At 46.0% G+C, this 17,655-nt stretch carries 19 protein-coding genes; 13 read left to right on the top strand and 6 right to left on the bottom strand.

Annotated features, from left to right (window positions below):
* The first annotated feature begins 3 nt into the window (after nt 1-3).
* Entirely contained in the window at nt 4-1,647 is a 1,644-nt protein-coding gene (locus QUB70_RS02550) for a glycoside hydrolase family 3 protein (protein ID WP_332978163.1), read from the top strand.
* Between the two features lie 362 nt (nt 1,648-2,009).
* Nucleotides 2,010-2,240 carry a DUF4327 family protein gene (locus QUB70_RS02545; protein WP_242719673.1) on the top strand — a complete coding sequence of 77 codons (231 nt, stop codon included), beginning with the start codon at nt 2,010-2,012 and terminating at the stop codon, nt 2,238-2,240.
* Between the two features lie 62 nt (nt 2,241-2,302).
* On the opposite strand, the gene QUB70_RS02540 is transcribed toward QUB70_RS02545, so the two are convergent.
* Nucleotides 2,303-2,707 (bottom strand): hypothetical protein, encoded by a 405-nt coding sequence (locus QUB70_RS02540; protein ID WP_332978162.1) that lies wholly within the window; start codon nt 2,705-2,707, stop codon nt 2,303-2,305.
* Nucleotides 2,708-2,713: 6 nt separating this feature from the next.
* Here QUB70_RS02540 and QUB70_RS02535 point away from each other — a divergent pair, with 6 nt between their 5' ends.
* Nucleotides 2,714-2,899, top strand: a complete 186-nt coding sequence (locus tag QUB70_RS02535) for a hypothetical protein (protein ID WP_332978161.1) — start codon at nt 2,714-2,716, stop codon at nt 2,897-2,899.
* A gap of 215 nt (nt 2,900-3,114) precedes the next feature.
* On the opposite strand, the gene QUB70_RS02530 is transcribed toward QUB70_RS02535, so the two are convergent.
* Together QUB70_RS02530 and QUB70_RS02525 are read right to left on the bottom strand one after the other, a co-directional pair.
* Nucleotides 3,115-4,248 carry an ABC transporter ATP-binding protein gene (locus tag QUB70_RS02530; protein ID WP_332978160.1) on the bottom strand — a complete coding sequence of 378 codons (1,134 nt, stop codon included), beginning with the start codon at nt 4,246-4,248 and terminating at the stop codon, nt 3,115-3,117.
* Nucleotides 4,249-4,298: 50 nt separating this feature from the next.
* Complete coding sequence (locus QUB70_RS02525; RefSeq protein ID WP_332978159.1) at nt 4,299-4,868, bottom strand: HD domain-containing protein; 570 nt, start codon at nt 4,866-4,868, stop codon at nt 4,299-4,301.
* Between the two features lie 178 nt (nt 4,869-5,046).
* Here QUB70_RS02525 and QUB70_RS02520 point away from each other — a divergent pair, with 178 nt between their 5' ends.
* The 6 genes from QUB70_RS02520 to QUB70_RS02495 all read left to right on the top strand — a co-directional run bounded on the left by QUB70_RS02520 (nt 5,047) and on the right by QUB70_RS02495 (nt 12,214).
* Nucleotides 5,047-5,670: a Uma2 family endonuclease gene (locus QUB70_RS02520; RefSeq protein ID WP_332978158.1), complete on the top strand. Its 624-nt coding sequence runs from the start codon at nt 5,047-5,049 to the stop codon at nt 5,668-5,670.
* A 389-nt stretch (nt 5,671-6,059) separates the two neighbouring features.
* On the top strand, nt 6,060-8,387 hold the full coding sequence (locus QUB70_RS02515; RefSeq protein WP_332978157.1) for an ATP-binding protein: 2,328 nt from the start codon (nt 6,060-6,062) through the stop codon (nt 8,385-8,387).
* A 14-nt stretch (nt 8,388-8,401) separates the two neighbouring features.
* The gene (locus tag QUB70_RS02510) at nt 8,402-8,629 is read left to right on the top strand and encodes a hypothetical protein (protein ID WP_332978156.1); all 228 of its coding nucleotides are present in this window, start codon (nt 8,402-8,404) and stop codon (nt 8,627-8,629) included.
* 316 nt (nt 8,630-8,945) lie between these two features.
* Nucleotides 8,946-11,027: an FAD-dependent thymidylate synthase gene (locus tag QUB70_RS02505; RefSeq protein ID WP_332978155.1), complete on the top strand. Its 2,082-nt coding sequence runs from the start codon at nt 8,946-8,948 to the stop codon at nt 11,025-11,027.
* A gap of 156 nt (nt 11,028-11,183) precedes the next feature.
* Complete coding sequence (gene dut, locus QUB70_RS02500; RefSeq protein WP_332978154.1) at nt 11,184-11,618, top strand: dUTP diphosphatase; 435 nt, start codon at nt 11,184-11,186, stop codon at nt 11,616-11,618.
* Between the two features lie 38 nt (nt 11,619-11,656).
* Nucleotides 11,657-12,214, top strand: a complete 558-nt coding sequence (locus QUB70_RS02495; RefSeq protein ID WP_332978153.1) for a deoxycytidylate deaminase — start codon at nt 11,657-11,659, stop codon at nt 12,212-12,214.
* 239 nt (nt 12,215-12,453) lie between these two features.
* On the opposite strand, the gene QUB70_RS02490 is transcribed toward QUB70_RS02495, so the two are convergent.
* The 3 genes from QUB70_RS02490 to QUB70_RS02480 all read right to left on the bottom strand — a co-directional run bounded on the left by QUB70_RS02490 (nt 12,454) and on the right by QUB70_RS02480 (nt 14,384).
* Complete coding sequence (locus QUB70_RS02490; protein WP_332978152.1) at nt 12,454-12,963, bottom strand: salt stress protein, Slr1339 family; 510 nt, start codon at nt 12,961-12,963, stop codon at nt 12,454-12,456.
* A gap of 219 nt (nt 12,964-13,182) precedes the next feature.
* Nucleotides 13,183-13,788: a vWA domain-containing protein gene (locus QUB70_RS02485; protein WP_332978151.1), complete on the bottom strand. Its 606-nt coding sequence runs from the start codon at nt 13,786-13,788 to the stop codon at nt 13,183-13,185.
* 119 nt (nt 13,789-13,907) lie between these two features.
* Entirely contained in the window at nt 13,908-14,384 is a 477-nt protein-coding gene (locus QUB70_RS02480) for an NAD(P)H-quinone oxidoreductase subunit N (RefSeq protein ID WP_332978150.1), read from the bottom strand.
* A 432-nt stretch (nt 14,385-14,816) separates the two neighbouring features.
* Here QUB70_RS02480 and rplC point away from each other — a divergent pair, with 432 nt between their 5' ends.
* The 4 genes from rplC (at nt 14,817) to rplB (ending at nt 17,616) form a co-directional block, all read left to right on the top strand.
* Nucleotides 14,817-15,452: a 50S ribosomal protein L3 gene (gene rplC / locus QUB70_RS02475; protein WP_332978149.1), complete on the top strand. Its 636-nt coding sequence runs from the start codon at nt 14,817-14,819 to the stop codon at nt 15,450-15,452.
* A gap of 208 nt (nt 15,453-15,660) precedes the next feature.
* A complete protein-coding gene (rplD, locus tag QUB70_RS02470; protein WP_332978148.1) occupies nt 15,661-16,293 on the top strand; it encodes a 50S ribosomal protein L4 in 633 nt (210 codons plus the stop codon).
* Entirely contained in the window at nt 16,286-16,594 is a 309-nt protein-coding gene (locus QUB70_RS02465) for a 50S ribosomal protein L23 (protein ID WP_172190395.1), read from the top strand. Before rplD ends, QUB70_RS02465 begins: the two co-directional genes overlap by 8 nt.
* Before the next feature lie 158 nt (nt 16,595-16,752).
* Nucleotides 16,753-17,616 (top strand): 50S ribosomal protein L2, encoded by an 864-nt coding sequence (gene rplB, locus QUB70_RS02460; RefSeq protein WP_332978147.1) that lies wholly within the window; start codon nt 16,753-16,755, stop codon nt 17,614-17,616.
* Nucleotides 17,617-17,655 lie beyond the last annotated feature (39 nt).

Below are 17,655 nucleotides of genomic sequence, written 5' to 3'. Positions count from 1 at the left end.
CGAATGATTGACAATCTTTCCTTACCAGAACTGGTGGCCCAGATGTTCGTGGTGCGCGCTTCCGGCTGCTTGTTCGACCACCAAATTCGGTATCCCGAATGGGAACCAACTGCCAGCAAACTCCGCTATTATCTGGAAAAGTTGGGCGTCGGCGGTGTGATTTTGGTGGGGGGAAGTGCTGCGGAGTTGGCGGTTCGATCGCACCAATTGCAGTCTTGGGCCAAGTTTCCGCTGCTGCTGGCGGCTGATATTGAGGAAGGTGTCGGCCAGCGGTTTGCGGGGGCGACTTGGTTCGGGCCGCCGATGGCTATTGCCGAAGTGGCGCGGCGCGATGCAGGTAAAGCCGATCGATATGCCGAACAAATGGGCGCTGTGACTGCGATCGAAGCTAGGGCGATCGGTTTGAATTGGATTCTCGCACCAGTAGTTGATGTTAACAACAATCCCGACAATCCGGTAATTAACGTCCGCGCTTTTGGCGAAACACCGGAAATTGTCGGCAAATTGGCCGGGGCTTTTATTCGCGGCGCAGGCCAACACCCGGTTTTGACTACAGCTAAGCATTTTCCCGGCCACGGGGACACTGCGGTTGATTCTCATTTGGAATTGCCGGTTTTGCCGCATTCGCCAGCGAGATTGGCTCAGGTTGAGTTACCTCCTTTTGTCGAGGCGATCGCGGCGGGCGCGGATGCTGTGATGAGCGCTCATTTGCTGATTCCGGCTTGGGATGCTGAGTTTCCTGCTACTCTTTCTCGCAAAATTTTGATTGGGAAGCTGCGAGAAGAGTTGGGATTTGAAGGTTTGATCGTGACGGATGCTTTGGTGATGGGCGCGATCGCCAATAAATACGGCGCTAATGAAGCTGCTGTTTTGGCGGCTGAGGCTGGGGCTGATGTTTTGCTGATGCCGCTTGACCCGGAAGGGGCGATTTTGGCTGTCTGCGAAGCTGTCACTCAAGGGCGAATCTCATTAGCACAAATCAAGGAATCTGTCAAGCGAATTTGGAAAGCGAAAATAAAGGTGGGTTTGCCGATTTCTGACCCCCCCCAACCCCCCCTTGTTAAGGGGGGGAGCAAGAATCTAGAATCGATCGAGTCGATCGACTTAAGTTTGCTGGCCAATCCAGAAGCAAGGGCAACGGCTGCCGGTATTTTGCGAGATTCTTTGAAATTTGGTGGTTCTCTGCCTTTAGTGCAGAAAAAAACCTCCCAGAAGCAGTTTTTGCGGAATTTGATTGTTGTAGATGATGTTTTGGGGTGCGAGTTTTTGGGCAAACAGACTCCGGCGATCGCCCTTCCCGAACAGTTTGGTTACGAATTGCAACTGATTGACGATCGCACAGGGGCGATCGCTGATAATGCAGGTGCAGAGCATTTTTCTCCGACACTGCTGCAAATTTTCATTCGCGGCAATTGCTTCCGAGGCAGTGCTGGTTTGACCGAAGCAGCTCGAGATTGGTTTGAGAAATTATTAAGGACGGGAGAACTGCAAGCTGTGTTAATTTACGGAAGTCCCTACGTTTTAGAGCAATTTTTGCCGCACTTGCCTCCGAGTATTCCTTATGTATTTTGTTTCGGGCAGATGCCCGTAGCGCAATCTCTCGCTTTAGAAGTGCTGTTGGGCCTTGATGGCACGGGCAATGCTTGAGTTGCCGGACTCCTGAATCTTTCCTCTGCTGCTGCGTCAGGACTTAAATTCCTCAACCCGGTTTCTCGCCTGAAATTTTGCCTTTGGCGGCGAAGCCTCCAGAAACCGGGAAGCGGGCGCGGGTTCCTAAATTCAGAATTGAGCTTTGCAGCAGATGGGCCGGCTAGCCGGGAAAATGTGCCACGTCTCAAAATCCCAAGACAAATCCCATCACTTACCGATCGTTCCTATAATTTTTTAAAATTGACCCAGTGAATTGTATACTTCTATACGGACAAAAATTTACTTGCATCTTTGTAAGTTTGGATTATATTATTACCAGGGCCATAATTTTTTTTTTACTAAAACCTTGAGGGCGCATTATGATTCAGTCCACTATCAAAATCCAATACTCTTTAGATGTCATCCAGGATGAAGCCCGCCACCTCGTGCACGAGGGCGTGCTGAGCCGGCAACAGCCTATCTACACGCTGTGCCAATTCATCCCGCCCCGGGAATGGGCCTGTGTAGAGTGCGAGTTAGAAAAATGCGACTTCTTGCTGCGCGATCGCATCGCCGACCTGATCGGTTCTGAAAACTGGGACAATGACTAAAGTTTGGTTCTCTTAAAAAAGTTTCCAAGTAAACTCCGGCTGTGTTAAAGATTCTTAATTCTTTAATCCTGGGAATTTTCGCCCCGCAAATTTTCCAATTCGACCCTCAGCGCTGCCATGCGTGCAGTTAATTCTTGAATCTCTAGCTTTACGTCGGGTTGTACAACCGACTCGGGAGAAGCGTCAGTCGCTGTATCCGATTGCTTGGGCGAGACGGATTCGCTTTCTGCATTCTCCCGATCGCCCGGTTGAGAGAAAATAGTCTCTACAAAATTCCGCGCTTCTCGATCGGTCATTTCTCCTTTTTCCAGCAACTCATCGGCGAGTAAGCTCAAATCTGACTTGAGTTTGTCAAGATTTTCTTCTCGCTTCAGGGGATCTTGCAATGTCTCAATTAAAAAGGAAGTTGCACCTAAAGTCAGGTGAAATCCTGTTTGCAGCATTTGAGGCAGGTTGTCGGGATTCATCTAAAAATGCCGCTAGAATGTTTTTCTGAGTTTTTGGTTCGCCAGTTGGTTGCTCCCAAGTCGGCGCATAAGACCGCTTTTGGGCAGGAAGATGCGAAGTTGTCGATCGCGATCGCCCCGAGTCAGGAAAGATACGCCTTTGAGATGATGCTTTTCTTTTGGGCGGATACTAATTCTATCATTACTTCGTAAATTGATAAATGTCAACTGTAAATTTTTGTAACTAGAAAGAGAAACCTCCCCACTAGACCTCTTGCAAAAATAATTAGGACGGGCAAGATGCCCATCCCACAAGAAAAAATAACTCTTGTGGGACGGGCATCTTGCCCGTCCCATCAATTGATGAAAGGATTTTTGCAAGAGGTCTATTTAAGATTTGAGACTTGGAGATTTGAGATTGAATCCAGTTAAGGATACAGCGCCTTACCGGTGGATGGGTCAAATATAAATAGTCGATCGAAGTCAAGCTGTACCGTCAGCCGATCGCCCGATCGCAAGCGAACACTCGCAGGTATTTGTAACTGTACAGTAGTTTCAGCGCTCAACGAAGGCAAACCCGCCCGAATTAAAGTTTCTCGCCCCAGAGGTTCCACTACCTTTACCTCTACATCGAGAGGGACTTTTTCTAATGCCCAAAAATCGGTTTTCAAATCATCTTTTTCTGCTGTTTGCGGCGTAAAGATTTCTATATTTTCTGGACGTATGCCCAAATCAAATCCTTGTCCTTCTCTCGCCTGTAATTTTTTTTGAATCGAGGGCGGACAGGCTAAAGATTGATTTCCCACTTGAAAAGATTCGTTAGTATAAATTGCAGGCAAAATGTTCATGGCGGGATTGCCTAAAAATGTGGCAACCATTCGGTTAGCCGGTTTAGCGTAAATGCTTTGCGGGTCTCCAATTTGCTGAATTTTTCCCCCATTTAAGACTACAATTTTATCAGCTAAAGTCATGGCTTCCACTTGGTCGTGAGTAACATAAACCGTCGTAATTCCTAACCGTTGATGGAGTAGTTTGAGTTCGGCTCTAGTGTCGTCTCGCAGTTGGGCGTCGAGGTTGGAAAGCGGTTCGTCTAAGAGGAATACTTTCGGTTCGCGAGCGATCGCCCTTCCGAGTGCTACGCGCTGCTGCTGTCCGCCTGATAGCTGTTTGGGCTTGCGCTTGAGGAGATGGTCGATCGAGAGCGATCGGGCTACTGTTTCGACTCGTTCTTGAATTTTAGTCTGGTCAACATTTCGCATCCGCAATCCAAAAGCCAGATTTTCTGCGACAGTCATGTGCGGGTAAAGCGCGTAATTTTGAAACACCATTGCTACATCCCGCTGTCTCGCCGGAATGTTGTTAACTAAATTATCTCCGATGTAAAGATTGCCGGAAGTTGCTGTTTCTAAACCTGCGATCGTCCGCATAATTGTAGATTTCCCGCAGCCGGATGGCCCGACTAATACCCAAAATTCCCCGTCCGGGATTTTGAAGCTGATGTTTTCAATCGCGGTAACGTTTTGGTAGCGTCGGGTAATATTTTCTAAGCGAACATTTGCCATTTTTTGACTGTAATTGGTAGTTGATAATTAGTGATTTTTACCTTCAGCCTTCAGCCTTCAGAAAACTGTTCTAATTCTAAAACTGTGCGGTCTAATTCTTCAACTATAGGCGTTAACTCAGCTTGGCGTAATGCTTCTACCACAGAACGATAATACCAGAGAGAACCTTCTTTGCCGCCTTTGAAGCGTTCCCAAACAGTATCGCCTAATTGACGGAAATCTTTCAGGATCGATCGAGCATTATAAAGTTTATCAGCAGCCGAGACTAATCTGACTGAGCCAGAAGCTGTGAGAATGCGATCGATGTAGGCTTCTTTTCGCTGACGCCAAGGGGGTTTCGGCGTTGCGTCGCTGTCTGTACAGCCGTCTACAATAGCTGTGACGTTATCGCCAAAGCGGGCGCGGATGGCTTCGCGGGTGGTGGGGCCGCCTCGATCTTCGATCGCATCGTGAAGCAAAGCTGCGATCGCCTCATCTTCCGAAGCCCCATATTCTAAAGCTATACTAGCAGTGCCCAACAAATGAGCGATGTAGGGAACACCCGAACCTTTGCGGACTTGAGTTGCGTGCAATTCGGCGGCATAGGTGAGGGCTTCAGAAAATCGGTTTGAGAGAATCATGAAAGTCACCTTTCTGAATTGGTATGATATATAAATTGTAGGGCTAAGTTGAAAAGACAAAAATTGGATTCGATCGATAGCTGATATCAACTCGCCTTGCTAAATTCAATAAGATCGTAAAGATGCGATCGAGAGCGATCGCCTGTAAACTTAGAATCATTAAAGAGAGGTTGCGCTTGTGACAGCTACTATAATTATACCCAAAAATGCCGACACTAAAATAGTTCCAGAGTCACAGACACAATTAGAAATTACAGCAGAAATTCAGCCCAAATCAGAGCCAGAAAAAGTCATATCTCTCGAAGAGTTTTTAGTCAAGCCCCCTGATAGAATGGAATGGGTTGACGGCAACTTAGTGGAGAAAACAGGAATGACATTCAAGCACAGTCTAGCTCAATCTAAATTAGCCCGTTTCTGGGGAAATTATAAAGACTCCAGCGGACAGGGAGGAGAAGTTCTTACTGAAATACTTTGTCGCACTGGCAAACAAGGCCGCCGTCCCGATGTCGCTTACATCACTTCTGAACTGCTGCCGCAATCAGGCAATTTTACAGCATTTTCCCAAAGTTTTCCCTTAATAGCAGAAGTTGCGTCCCCGGAAGATAGTGGGGAAGAGTTATTTGCGAAAGCTCAAGAATATTTGGAATCGGGATGTTTAGAAGTTTGGTTGCTGTTTCCTGAAGCTAGATTAATATTTGTGAATGCAGGGCTAAGCTGGCGGTTGTTTAATGCAGATGAAGTTGTTAACACTCAAACTGTACTTACAGGTTTTAGCGTGGCAGTCAGTGAATTGTTGGCTTGAGGAATTTGTTAAAATAATTTATTAAAACCATAAAAATAGAAACTCAAGGTGAGAAACTTTAGCTTAAGACTGGGTTTAATGAGAAGGTGGGAGCGATCGACCTACAGGTAAGTTTGAAATATTGCTACAGTCGAGCGCGATCGAGCTATATCGAGCTATATCGAGCTATAACGTAATGGGGTTGGGAGATTGTTGGTGAAGCGCGATCGCCTTGAAATTTGAGCCAGAACGATCGCCTGCGGATCTGGGCGTTGCTGAATACAGGTATGAATTCAAGATTTCCCAATAGCTATAAGCCCGCTTGATGGTGAGTTTTGTAACATCAAGCGAAAAGTTAATTCATACCGTGAATCAGCAACGCCACAAATCGTTGCAGCGGCGGTATAAAGATGATTAGTGATGCTGCAAAATATCTGCCCCCGCTCAACTCAACCGTTGTTATCGATAATACCATTAACGGAACAATTCCCAGTATGCCAGATGAATCATCGTTTCCTTTCTTCCCCAAGCTCTTTAAAGAAGTGCCATTACAGGCGATCCTAGTTGTCCCGTTTGTGGTTCAAACGGTGGGGGCAGTGGGTATTATCGGTTATCTTTCCTTCAGGAACGGACAGAAGGCAGTGAACGATGTAGCTGCTCAGTTGCGCCACGAGACGATCTCACGCATCGCACAAAATCTAACTCACTTGGTTGCCACTCCTTTTCAAGCGTTTGAAAGTTATGAAGCTGCACGAAGCCAAAACCGGATCGACCTTAATAACGGCAGGGATATAGAGAAGTTCCTGTGGCGGCAACTTCCTGCCTTTCCAAATCTCAGCCTGACAGCGTTCATTACAACCAACCAAGAGTTTTTTGGTGCTGAGCGGCTAGATGATGGTGCGATCGCGATCCGCACTTCTTCGGTAGAAACTAATCGTGCGCTGATCACCTACCGTACTAACTCAAGTGGCGATCGACTCGAAGTCATAAGCGCTGGCTGGCCGAACTTTGAGCCACACAAACGGCCCTACTACACAATTCCAGTCCAACAAAGGCAAGCAACCTGGGGAAAAGTGTTTCCGCACGTCAGTGGCAAAACGATGTATATTGCCCCCGGTCAACCCGTATACAACCAGGCAGGCGATCTGCAAGGCGTGTGGATAGCAAGCTTAAACCTGTCAGCGATTGGGGATTTTCTCAGAAGCCTCAAAATAGGAACAACCGGACAAAGTTTTATTCTGGAACGCTCTGGAGAATTGATTGCCACCTCTACAGGCGAAAAACCCTTCCGATATTATCCAGACAAAGTTGTGCAATTGCCAGAACAGCGGGTTGAACGACTCAATGCGATCGATAGCGAAAATTCCACCACTGAGAAAACAAGCCAATTTTTGCTAGAACAGTTTCAAGATTTCGACCAGATCCAGGGATTTCAGCAGCTTGAGTTTTCCATTAACGGTATACGCCAGTTCGTGCAGGTTGCTCCTTTTCGGGATGGCAGGGGCATTGACTGGCTGGTGGTTGTCACCGTTCCAGAATCAGACTTTATGGCACAAATTAATGCCAATACTCAAAGTACGATTTTGTTAAGTCTACTGGCGCTAGCTATCTCTCTGGGAATTGGCATACTCACCAGTCGCTGGATTACTCAACCGATTTTGCAGCTCAATCAAGCATCTTCGGCAATGGCTGCCGGATCTCTGAGCCAAGCGGTGACAAAATCATCTGTGTATGAGTTGCAAGAACTCACGCAGTCGTTTAACCGTATGGCTCAACAGTTACAGGAATCATTTAACACGCTGGAACAAGCCAACGAACAATTAGAGCATCGAGTCGAAGAACGCACGGCCCAGCTAAAAGCGGCAAAGGATGATGTTGAAACTGCCCTCAAAGAACTACAAATGGCCCAGACTCAACTGATTCAAAGCGAGAAAATGTCGAGTTTGGGGCAGCTAGTTGCCGGAGTTGCCCATGAAATCAATAACCCAGTGAATTTTATCTATGGCAATCTCGATCATGCCGATGAATACACTCAAGAACTATTAAAACTCCTGCAAGCCTACCAGACTCATTACCCCGAACCGATCGCAGCGATTGCAGAGCAGTCAGAGGCGATGGATTTAGATTTTATGGTTAACGATCTATCTAAGCTGATCGGATCGATGAAAGAGGGGGCGCGACGAATTCGAGAAATTGTCTTAGCATTACGAACATTCTCTCGACTGGATGAAGCAGAAGTTAAATCAATCAATATCCATGATGGAATTGATAGCACGCTGGTTATTCTGGGTAGCCGTCTCAAGCCCACGCTGAATTATCCAACAATAGAAATCCTGCGAAACTATGGTTCTCTTCCCCTGGTGGAGTGCTATCCGGGCCCGCTCAATCAAGTTTTTATGAACATCTTATCTAACGCCATTGACGCCATTGACATCGCGTTTAAGCAGGGAAAAAAAATGACTCCCGCAATCTCCATTCATACGGCCCTCATCGACAAGAGTCAGGCCCAGATCCGAATTGGGGACAACGGCAGCGGCATTCCAGAAGCTATTAAACAGCAAATCTTTGACCCCTTCTTTACAACCAAGCCGGTTGGAAGTGGCACTGGCATGGGACTGGCAATCAGTTATCAGATCGTCACCGATCGGCATCAGGGTACTTTAAGTTGCAGTTCACAATCTGGAGAAGGTACGGAGTTTGTAATTCAAATTCCGCTAAAACAGAAGTTGAGAGATTAGGGGCTATCTAGAGAGTGAGTAGTTGTCATTGGCGATCGCGATCGGCGCTTCACAAGGCACGCTCAGTCGATGAAACAAGCTACAAAGGAGTGGTTCACCACAGGAAGACGATCGTCATTAAAGGTTCTTTATTCTTTGGCTGCATTCTATCCGATCTCTCGAAGTGTTGGGCCAGATCGCTTCTTCAAACCATCCAAACTATTGATATAGTAGTACGCGGTGCAAAAAACGGTAAACCGTGACAGCAATAACTCTCGTAAAAAATTTTGAGTACCAACCTCTATAAAAACCCAATCAGTTAAGTTGCGGAACCCGGTAAACAGTGATTGTCAGCGGCCCGACGGTAAAAAGTGCGATCGTCTCGCCCGGGCTGCGCTAACGGCAAAAATTTACAAGCTCAAGAATATGCTGCGATCGGGTAACTTTACTAGGACTCAGGTTTTAGCGTAGCTGTCAACGAATTATTAGTTTGAAAAACTTGCCAAGAATGCCATCTTATGAAATAATTTAAAATGTTCAAATTTTCAACTATAGCGACCTTCAAAAATAAAAATATATATGGATAGATTTCGAGTAGAAGTTATTTCTCAAACGCCAAATCCTCAGCAAGTAATTTATGCAGCCCTCCATCAAGACTATACCGAGAATTTCGTATTTGACGATCGCGATTCCTGGCCCTCAGACGCAGAATGCGGCGAAATTATCGTAAAAAGGCTCCTCGCAGGCGATCGGGGGCATTACGGCCCCTTAGAACATCCCCAAATTATTTTTAATTGCGGCTACTTTCCCCACAGTGTCATGCAGCAAGCCAGGACACATCGTGTTGGAGTATCCTTTGATGTGCAATGTCTTGCTGCTGATACCGCAATCACTTTTGTTAATTGCGAGGGAAGTGCTGGCAAAAATTTGAGCAAAACAATTGGAGAACTGTATGACCTTTGGACTAATGGGGAAAAAGCGATTCGTTCTCGGTCTATTCGAGGTCGAAATGGTGAACCACCAGGCGAATATCGTCGTGACTGCAAGCAAAGAATCCGTAAAATGCGCTTGCGAGTTTTAAATGAACAAACTGGCTTGTTTGAAGTGGGTCATATCAAAGATGTAATGTGTAGCGGTATTCAACCCGTTTATAAAGTTACATTGGAAGATGGCAAGACTTTAGAGTGTACTACCAATCACCGTTTATTCACCGCAAGCGGTTGGCAAACAATGAAAGATGCGGTTGGATTGACAACCGCATCTGATGGCAATGTCGTTAGCATAGCCAAAAACTCCTATGTCATGTGCAATGGTTTATCAGTGACGGATGATAGGCTTTACACAGACAAATCATGGCTAGAAGCCCAAATCGCCAAAGGATTAACTATCAAAGAAATTGCTGGTTTATCGGCTTGCTCTATTGCTACGGTTAAAGTATGGATTGATAAATTTGAGTTGTCTTTAAAATGCTCGAGTCCACATTATCTTGACAATCATAAACCTTGGAATTACGATCCTAATGCCCTCTATCGCAACAAGGCTTGGTTGGTAGAGCAACTTAATCAAGGAATGCACGCCAATGAAATAGCGACTTTAGCTAACTGTTCAATTGATGCGGTTAAAAAATGGATATATGCTTATGGATTGTCTCTAAATAAGCGAAAACCTGGAAGAGATGAACCTTGGAATAAAGGTAAAGGAGGTTATCAACTTAACCTCTCTGAAGAAAGCCGCCAGAGACGAATCGAAAATGCAAAAATTTACACGCAAAGAGGTGCTGAGTCTAATTTTTGGAAAGGTGGTACTTCTACGGATCGAGAATTAATTGGCGCTTGGACGCGGCAAATTGCGCCCCAAGTTCATAAAAAGTTTGATTTTATTTGCCAGAAATGTGCTGTCAGAGGTGGTGTTCTTCACGCCCATCACTTAATACCAGTTTTTGCAGATAAATCTCTTGCTTATGATTTTGATAATCTAGTGACTTTCTGCAAAGAATGTCACGAATATATTCATCAAAACAACTTAGAGCTAGAATTTGCTAAAGCTTACTCGCCAATATTAGAGCCTGAAAATTGGCAAGTCAAGCCAAAGCAAAAAGGGAGAAAATTGCGTTCTCATCCCGTAAAAGTCAAGAGTGTTGAATATGTTGGCGAACAAATGACTTATGACCTAGAGGTGGATGGTGAATGGCATAATTTCGTTGCTAATGGTTTAGTAGTACATAATTCCCTGCGTTATACAGGCAATCAATTCCTGGATGCAGCAACCGGCAAAAAAGATATAGAAGATATTTTCTATTTGCGTCCAGTAGATTATTATACAGATCGCGAAGGCAAAAAATACTACTATTCTCCCGAACAAAGACAACAAGATTTACAGTGGTGTCTAGAAGCCGCTAAACGTTATAAAATTGACTTCGACGGCGGTATGTCCGAGGAACACGCCAGAGGCAAATTACCCTTTGACTACCGCCAGCATTTTGTAGTCAGTTTCAATTTAAGGTCTTTCCTGCATTTTGCTGACTTGAGAAACAAGAAAAATGCTCAACTGGAAATTCAAAAACTCTGCGAAATGATGTGGCCTCATTTTGAGAATTGGGCACCCGATATTGCCAAGTGGTACACAGCAACTCGTCTCGGAAAAGCCAGACTAGCCCCGTAATAATTGCGATCGTCGAAATTATTCATCACTCTCTTCTCCTCCTCTGTGTCCTCTGCGCTCTCTGCGGTTAAATAATTCCGATACAACTCAAATTGGGATAGCTAAAAACCTTTCTGTATAATCACTCTTCCTCGATCATTCCACTCACCAAACAAAATGAAATTAAAAATTCAGCAACTGCATGAATCAGCCATAATCCCCAAATACGCCCACGATACTGATGCTGGAATGGACTTATTTTCGATAGATGAATTAGAAATAACTCCCGGAGAAAGCCAGTTAATTCATACAGGCATATCCATAGAATTGCCCCAAAAAACAGAGGCCCAAATCCGTCCCAGAAGCGGTTTAGCTCTCAACCACCAAATCACTGTACTCAATGCACCAGGAACCATAGATGAGGGCTACCGAGGCGAAATCAAAGTAATCTTAATCAATCACGGTCAAACTTCTTTTCAAGTGACAAAAGGCATGAAAATTGCTCAAATGGTAATCGCGCCGGTAATTCGCGTGGAAATTGAAGAAGTAAAAATGTTGAGTACCAGTTCAAGGGGAGATAATGGATTTGGATCGACTGGAATCTCGCCATAAATCAATTGTCTCGATACAGTTATAATTCTACATTTTAAATGGACAATACACCAGACAACTACGAACCCCTTCAAAGACCAAATTGGGACGAATACTTTTTGATGTTGGCAAAATTAGCCGCCACTCGATCGACTTGTCTGGCATTTCCCGTAGGTGCGGTAATAGTTAAAGACAGGCAAATTTTAGCCACGGGTTATAACGGTTCGCCGTCAGGTTCAGCACACTGTACGACTCAAGGATTCTGCTATCCTGGTTTAAGCAGTTGCGACGCCAGCAAAATTTTGCCTTCGCGGGCGGTTCACGCAGAAGCAAATGCGATCGCCAAAGCTGCAAAACACGGCATATCTACCGCTGGGGCTAGTATTTACGTCACCTTAGAACCCTGCATCTATTGTTTGAAATTAGTCATTGCGGCTGGGATTCGAGAAGTGTTTTACGAAACGACTTTTAACAGCGGAGAAAAAGCCGCTTTGAGAGATACTTTTATCAGTGAAGGTATTGTTGAGTTAAAACAAATTCAGCTATCTGAAGATACAGCAAAAAAGGCGGCTTTGTTTTTGTTGAATCCTACATCAGTGTCCAAAAAATTAGTGTAAAATCAATCCTCCCCGTGGTTGTCGCCGCCACAGAAAATAACTGTGCTGTGTGCCTATAAATGATATTTATACCATTTCTCTAAAATCGTACAACACTCTTCGACCCCCCCTAGCCCCCCCTTGCTAAGGGGGGGAACAAGAATACTGTTGCATTCTTTTTTAAAATTGGTATTACAACAAATAGAGATGGCAATTCACCAAAAAACGTCCTTACAAATTGTGAATGCCGTGTAGTTCGCTCAATCAAACTCATTCACAGCTTGCAAATAGTCGATCGCCGCATCTATCCTCGAAGAATACCTAAAAGCAAACTGATCGAACCAATACCCCTCATCGGAATTTTTATCCAACTTTTTCAGCCAAACCTGAGCTTGCCTCACTTTCTGTCTGTGCGTTTGTACTTCCAACTGCGGCCCGGCGACTTTTTCTGCTGGCTGCGGTTCAAGTGAAGCCACTTCCTGAGCTTTATTTGGCGCTTCGTGCTCAGCCTTAAGCGGTTGCAGTGAAGCCACTTCCTGAGCTTTATTTTGTGCTTCGTACTCAGCCTTAATTTGAGCTAAATCCTTGTCTAAAGCACCAGCAGACAAATTTATATCTGATGTTTTAAATGTTTGATTTGACGGCACTGCTGCTGGTGCCAAAGGCGCTTGTGCTTGCACCAGCGGCTGACTTTTCAACTCATCAGCTTGTTTTTGAGATGCTTGATACTCTGCCTTAAGTTCAGCTAACAGGCGATCGATCGATTCCATAACTTAAACCCCCTAAAAAATGCTGTTGCGCCAACTAACACAAATACAATCGCGCGAAGTTTACCAGAAAGAATTGGTTTAAAGCCGGAACCCTTGTAGGGAGAAATTAAAAGAAGACTATTACATCACTCCAATCCTCTTGCTTCCAGGTAGAGGTCGCCCTCTTGCGGTCAACTGTCAACTGTCAACTGTCAACTGTCAACTGAATAAACCGCCTCCTCAATCAGTTATTGCATTCAGCAATACCTCTGTCAGGGTCATTCCTTCAATATCATCCATCGTGACAGTATCAACGATATCGAATTTAGCCCCGGCGCTTTGCAGTTCGTCGTCCAATATTTTGAGAAATTTAGTAGCTTCCGGCGCATTTCCTACTTGAATGAAAGAAATCGCCAACTCTTCATCTCGATCGAGCTTCCGCGAAGCCTCTATAATCGTTTTCATCACTTCTTTGCGATCGTCCGGTTCCCCGTCCGTCACCACTAATATAGTTTCCCCATTTTGCTTGGTCTTACCGGATGCTTTGCGCTGAAAAAAACTGTTCAGAGCGTCTTGCAGAACAGCACCTAAATTCGTGGTGCCGGAAGGTTCGTTTTCTTGGAATATTTGCACGACTTTAGCTGATGTTACGTTGTCGTAGCGCTTGAATCGACCGGAAAACACATAAACAGTTATGCCATCAGGATCGAGTTCTTCGCATTTATTCGCCAGTGCGATCGTCGATTCTTGCATTAGCGCCCACCGACTTTTTCCGCCCATCTGGTCTTTTGTGTACATACTGCCGCTTTTGTCAATGATTATGGTATAATCGCGGTTCTGAAGCATTAAATTTTTCCTGTTAATTAAGTTTTTCCAAAAAAGAGCAAAACCAGCGAGCAGAAGCTATGGAGCTTTTGTTGCTCGCTGCGTTTTTTTAGTTGATTTGCGATCGCAAATACCGGAATTTAAGCTGCAACTAAAGCATCTTTAAGCGGCTTCCAGCTAAAAGCTCGATCGCCCCCCATCTCCACTGCTATTTTAACTCGCGGTTCTAACGTCGGCAAAACAGTCAAATACTCAATCTCCTGACTCGACAAAATCTGCCCTTCAATAATCCACAGCACCAGTCCTTTTGCTTTCGGCGGCAAATTGTCTAATTGAGTTTTCAACATCGGCGGCACGTAGTACGTATAACCCACAGCCCCTTCGTTGCCTGTAGTTTTCTTGCCCAAATGCGGCGGTCGCACCCCGTGAACCCCCGTCAAATACATCGCCAAATCGCCCAAACCCCGCGCCGAAATCGTGTACGCACCGTAACCAGCAGCCCTCAGCCTGCGCAGGTAGCGCCCCTCAAATCCTCCCTCTAAAGGAACGTACAGGGCCAGCGACCCCGACTTTTCCAAATCCCGAATCAGATCCGATCCCGTCGTAATCAGTCCCATAAATTTGTCTTGCCTGCTATCTTAAATTTGGTCGATCGCTGCTTGCGAGCTTGAGATATTATAAATCCTCGCTTCTGAGGCGAAAAGTTATCTTCCCGGCCTTGACAAACTGCAAACACTTCATGTACTATAGTGAGTTGTCGCCGTAAAAGGATACTGAATAGTTTACTGCTCAAGTCCTGGCACAAACAAGCAAGACCGAGATAAAACTCGGAGATCGAACAGGTAAAAAGCCGCGAATCTCAACCCTTGCAAGACTTCCACAAGCTCGCTCCCAAATTTAAAACTCAAATTTTAAACACCGAGGAAGGCTGTTGGTTGATAACAGTTAATTGCAGGAACACTGAAATAAATGTTTCTGCACAAGAGCAAGCGGATTGACGTAAACTTCGCAATCCGAAACCTCTTGCGTAAATAAAAGGAAGAAAATCCGTGTCTGTAGGCATTCTTGGCACTAAACTAGGCATGACTCAAGTGTTTGACGCTGAAGGGAGAGCAATCCCCGTCACCGTCATACAAGCAGGGCCTTGTACAGTAACTCAAATCAAAACAAAACAAACTGACGGCTACGGTGCCGTTCAAGTCGGATACGGCGATGTTAAGCCGAAGGCTCTCAACAAGCCAGAATTGGGACACCTTGCCAAGTCGGCAGCGACACCAGTGCGCCACTTGCAGGAATACCGCTTGGAAGATACCAGTTCCTTTGAATTAGGTCAACAACTAAAAGCAGATACCTTTACACCGGGACAAATAGTAGATGTCATCGGTACAAGCATCGGTAAAGGTTTTGCAGGCTTTCAAAAGCGCCACAACTTTAAACGAGGCCCCATGTCTCACGGTTCCAAGAACCACCGCGAGCCAGGCTCGATCGGGCCTGGAACTACTCCCGGTCGCGTTTATCCCGGTAAAAAAATGGCAGGACGTATGGGCAACGTTCAAGTCACCGTCCGCAAACTAACAATTGTCCGGGTGGATACAGAGCAGAATTTGCTGCTAATTAAAGGAGCAGTTCCCGGCAAAGCTGGCGCCTTAGTCAATGTTGTGCCTGAGAAAAAAGTAGGACGTTAGTCAGTAGTCAGCAGTCAGTAGTCATTAGTCAGTAGTCATTAGTCAGTAGTCATTAGTTGGCGGTTAGTAGTCAGCAATAACTAAGAACTAAAAGCTGAAAACTAAAAGCTGAAAACTAAGAGCTAATAACAGACAGACAACAGATAGCTAAAAACAGACAACAGATCACTAAAAACAGACAACTAACAACAGACAAAGGACAAAAGATATGGTTAACTGTGTAGTGCGAAATTGGCAAGGCGAAGAAGTTGGGGAAACAACTTTAGAACTGCGCGTAGCCAAAGAAGAAAATGCGTCTCACATCGTTCACAGAGCATTGACGCGGCAACTGAATAACGCCCGTCAAGGAAATGCTTCCACCAAAACTCGATCGGAAGTCAGAGGCGGCGGCCGCAAACCCTGGCGTCAAAAAGGAACCGGTCGAGCCAGAGCAGGTTCTATCCGTTCTCCGCTGTGGCGTGGTGGCGGTGTCATCTTCGGGCCAAAACCGAGAGACTTTGAAGTCAAAATGAACAAAAAAGAACGCCGTCTCGCTTTGCGGACAGCATTCTACAGCCGTACCGAAGACATCATTGTGGTTGAAGAATTTGCAGAGCAATTTCAGAGACCGAAAAGCAAAGAATTGCTGAGTGCGATCGCCCGCTGGGGCATCGAACCCGATACAAAAGTTCTGTTAATCTTGCCAGAACCGCAACTAAACGTCTACTTGTCAGGACGAAACATCGAATTAGTAAATGTCATCTTGGCAACTTCCCTGAATGTTTACGACGTTCTTGCGGCGGACAAAATTATCGTCACATCTACAGCCATAGCAAAAATTCAGGAGATTTACGGTGAGTAAAATCGACCCCCGCGACTACGCAGATTTGATCCAGCGTCCGATTCTCACCGAGAAAGCTACCCGAATGATGGAATTAAATCAATTCACATTCGACGTAGCCCCCAAAGCGACGAAGCCTCAAATCAAAGCTGCAATCGAAGAACTATTTAAGGTTAAAGTCACCGCAGTTAACACCCAAAACCCGCCGCGCAAAAAGCGCCGAGTTGGTAAATTCGTCGGCTTTAAACCTTGTTACAAGCGAGCAACCGTAACTCTGACCGACGGAGACTCGATCCGCAAACTCCTATTCCCAGAAGTTTAGCCAATTTTGGATTTTAGATTTTAGATTTTAGATTGCGGTTAACTGGTGAAAATACCAAGCCCAGAAAGCTAGCCAGTTAACTGATAATCCCAAATCTAAAATCCAAAACCGCCAAGTCCTTGCATCCCAAATCTAAAATCTAAAATCTAAAATCGATTATGGGCATCCGTTCTTACCGACCTTATACCTCCAGCACCCGAGAACAAACCGTCTCGGACTTCGCTGAAATTACCAGATCAGAGCCAGAAAAGTCTCTAACCAGCAACAAGCACACCAAACAAGGCCGCAACAACCGAGGCGTCATCACCTGCCGCCACCGGGGAGGCGGTCACAAACGGCTGTATAGAGACATCGACTTCCGCCGCGACAAACACAGCATTCCCGCTACCGTCAAGGCGATCGAATACGACCCCAACCGCAACGCCCGCATCGCCCTCCTGTTCTACAAAGACGGCGAAAAACGGTACATCCTGCACCCGCTCAACTTAAACGTCGGTACAGTAATTGTCTCAGGCCCAGACGCGCCGATCGAAATCGGCAACGCCCTCCCCCTGAAGAACATTCCCCTCGGTACCAGCATCCACAACGTCGAGCTAGTACCGGGCAAAGGCGGGCAAATCGTCCGTTCCGCAGGCTCCAGCGCTCAGCTAATGGCAAAAGAAGGTAGCTACGTCACCCTCAAACTGCCCTCCGGCGAACAGCGCAAAGTCCGCGCCGACTGCTACGCCACCATCGGTCAAGTCGGCAACACAGACGCCAGAAACCTCAGCCTCGGCAAAGCTGGCCGCACCCGATGGAAAGGTCGCAGACCCACCGTTCGCGGTAGCGTCATGAACCCGGTAGACCACCCGCACGGCGGTGGCGAAGGCAGAGCGCCCATCGGGCGTCCGGGGCCTATGACTCCTTGGGGCAAACCAGCATTGGGTGCCAAAACTCGAAGCAAAAACAAGCGCAGCGACGCTTTAATCGTCCGCCGCCGCCGCAAATCTTCCAAGCGCGGCAAGGGCGGCAGACAAAGTTAAGGAAGAAGGAAGAAGGAAGAAGGAAGAAGGAAGAAGGAA

This window comes from Microcoleus sp. A003_D6 (genome assembly GCF_036702825.1).
Classification (GTDB): Bacteria; Cyanobacteriota; Cyanobacteriia; order Cyanobacteriales; family Microcoleaceae; genus Microcoleus.
The sequence above is the reverse complement of the archived record's forward strand: the minus strand, read 5'-3'. Positions and strand labels throughout refer to the sequence as shown.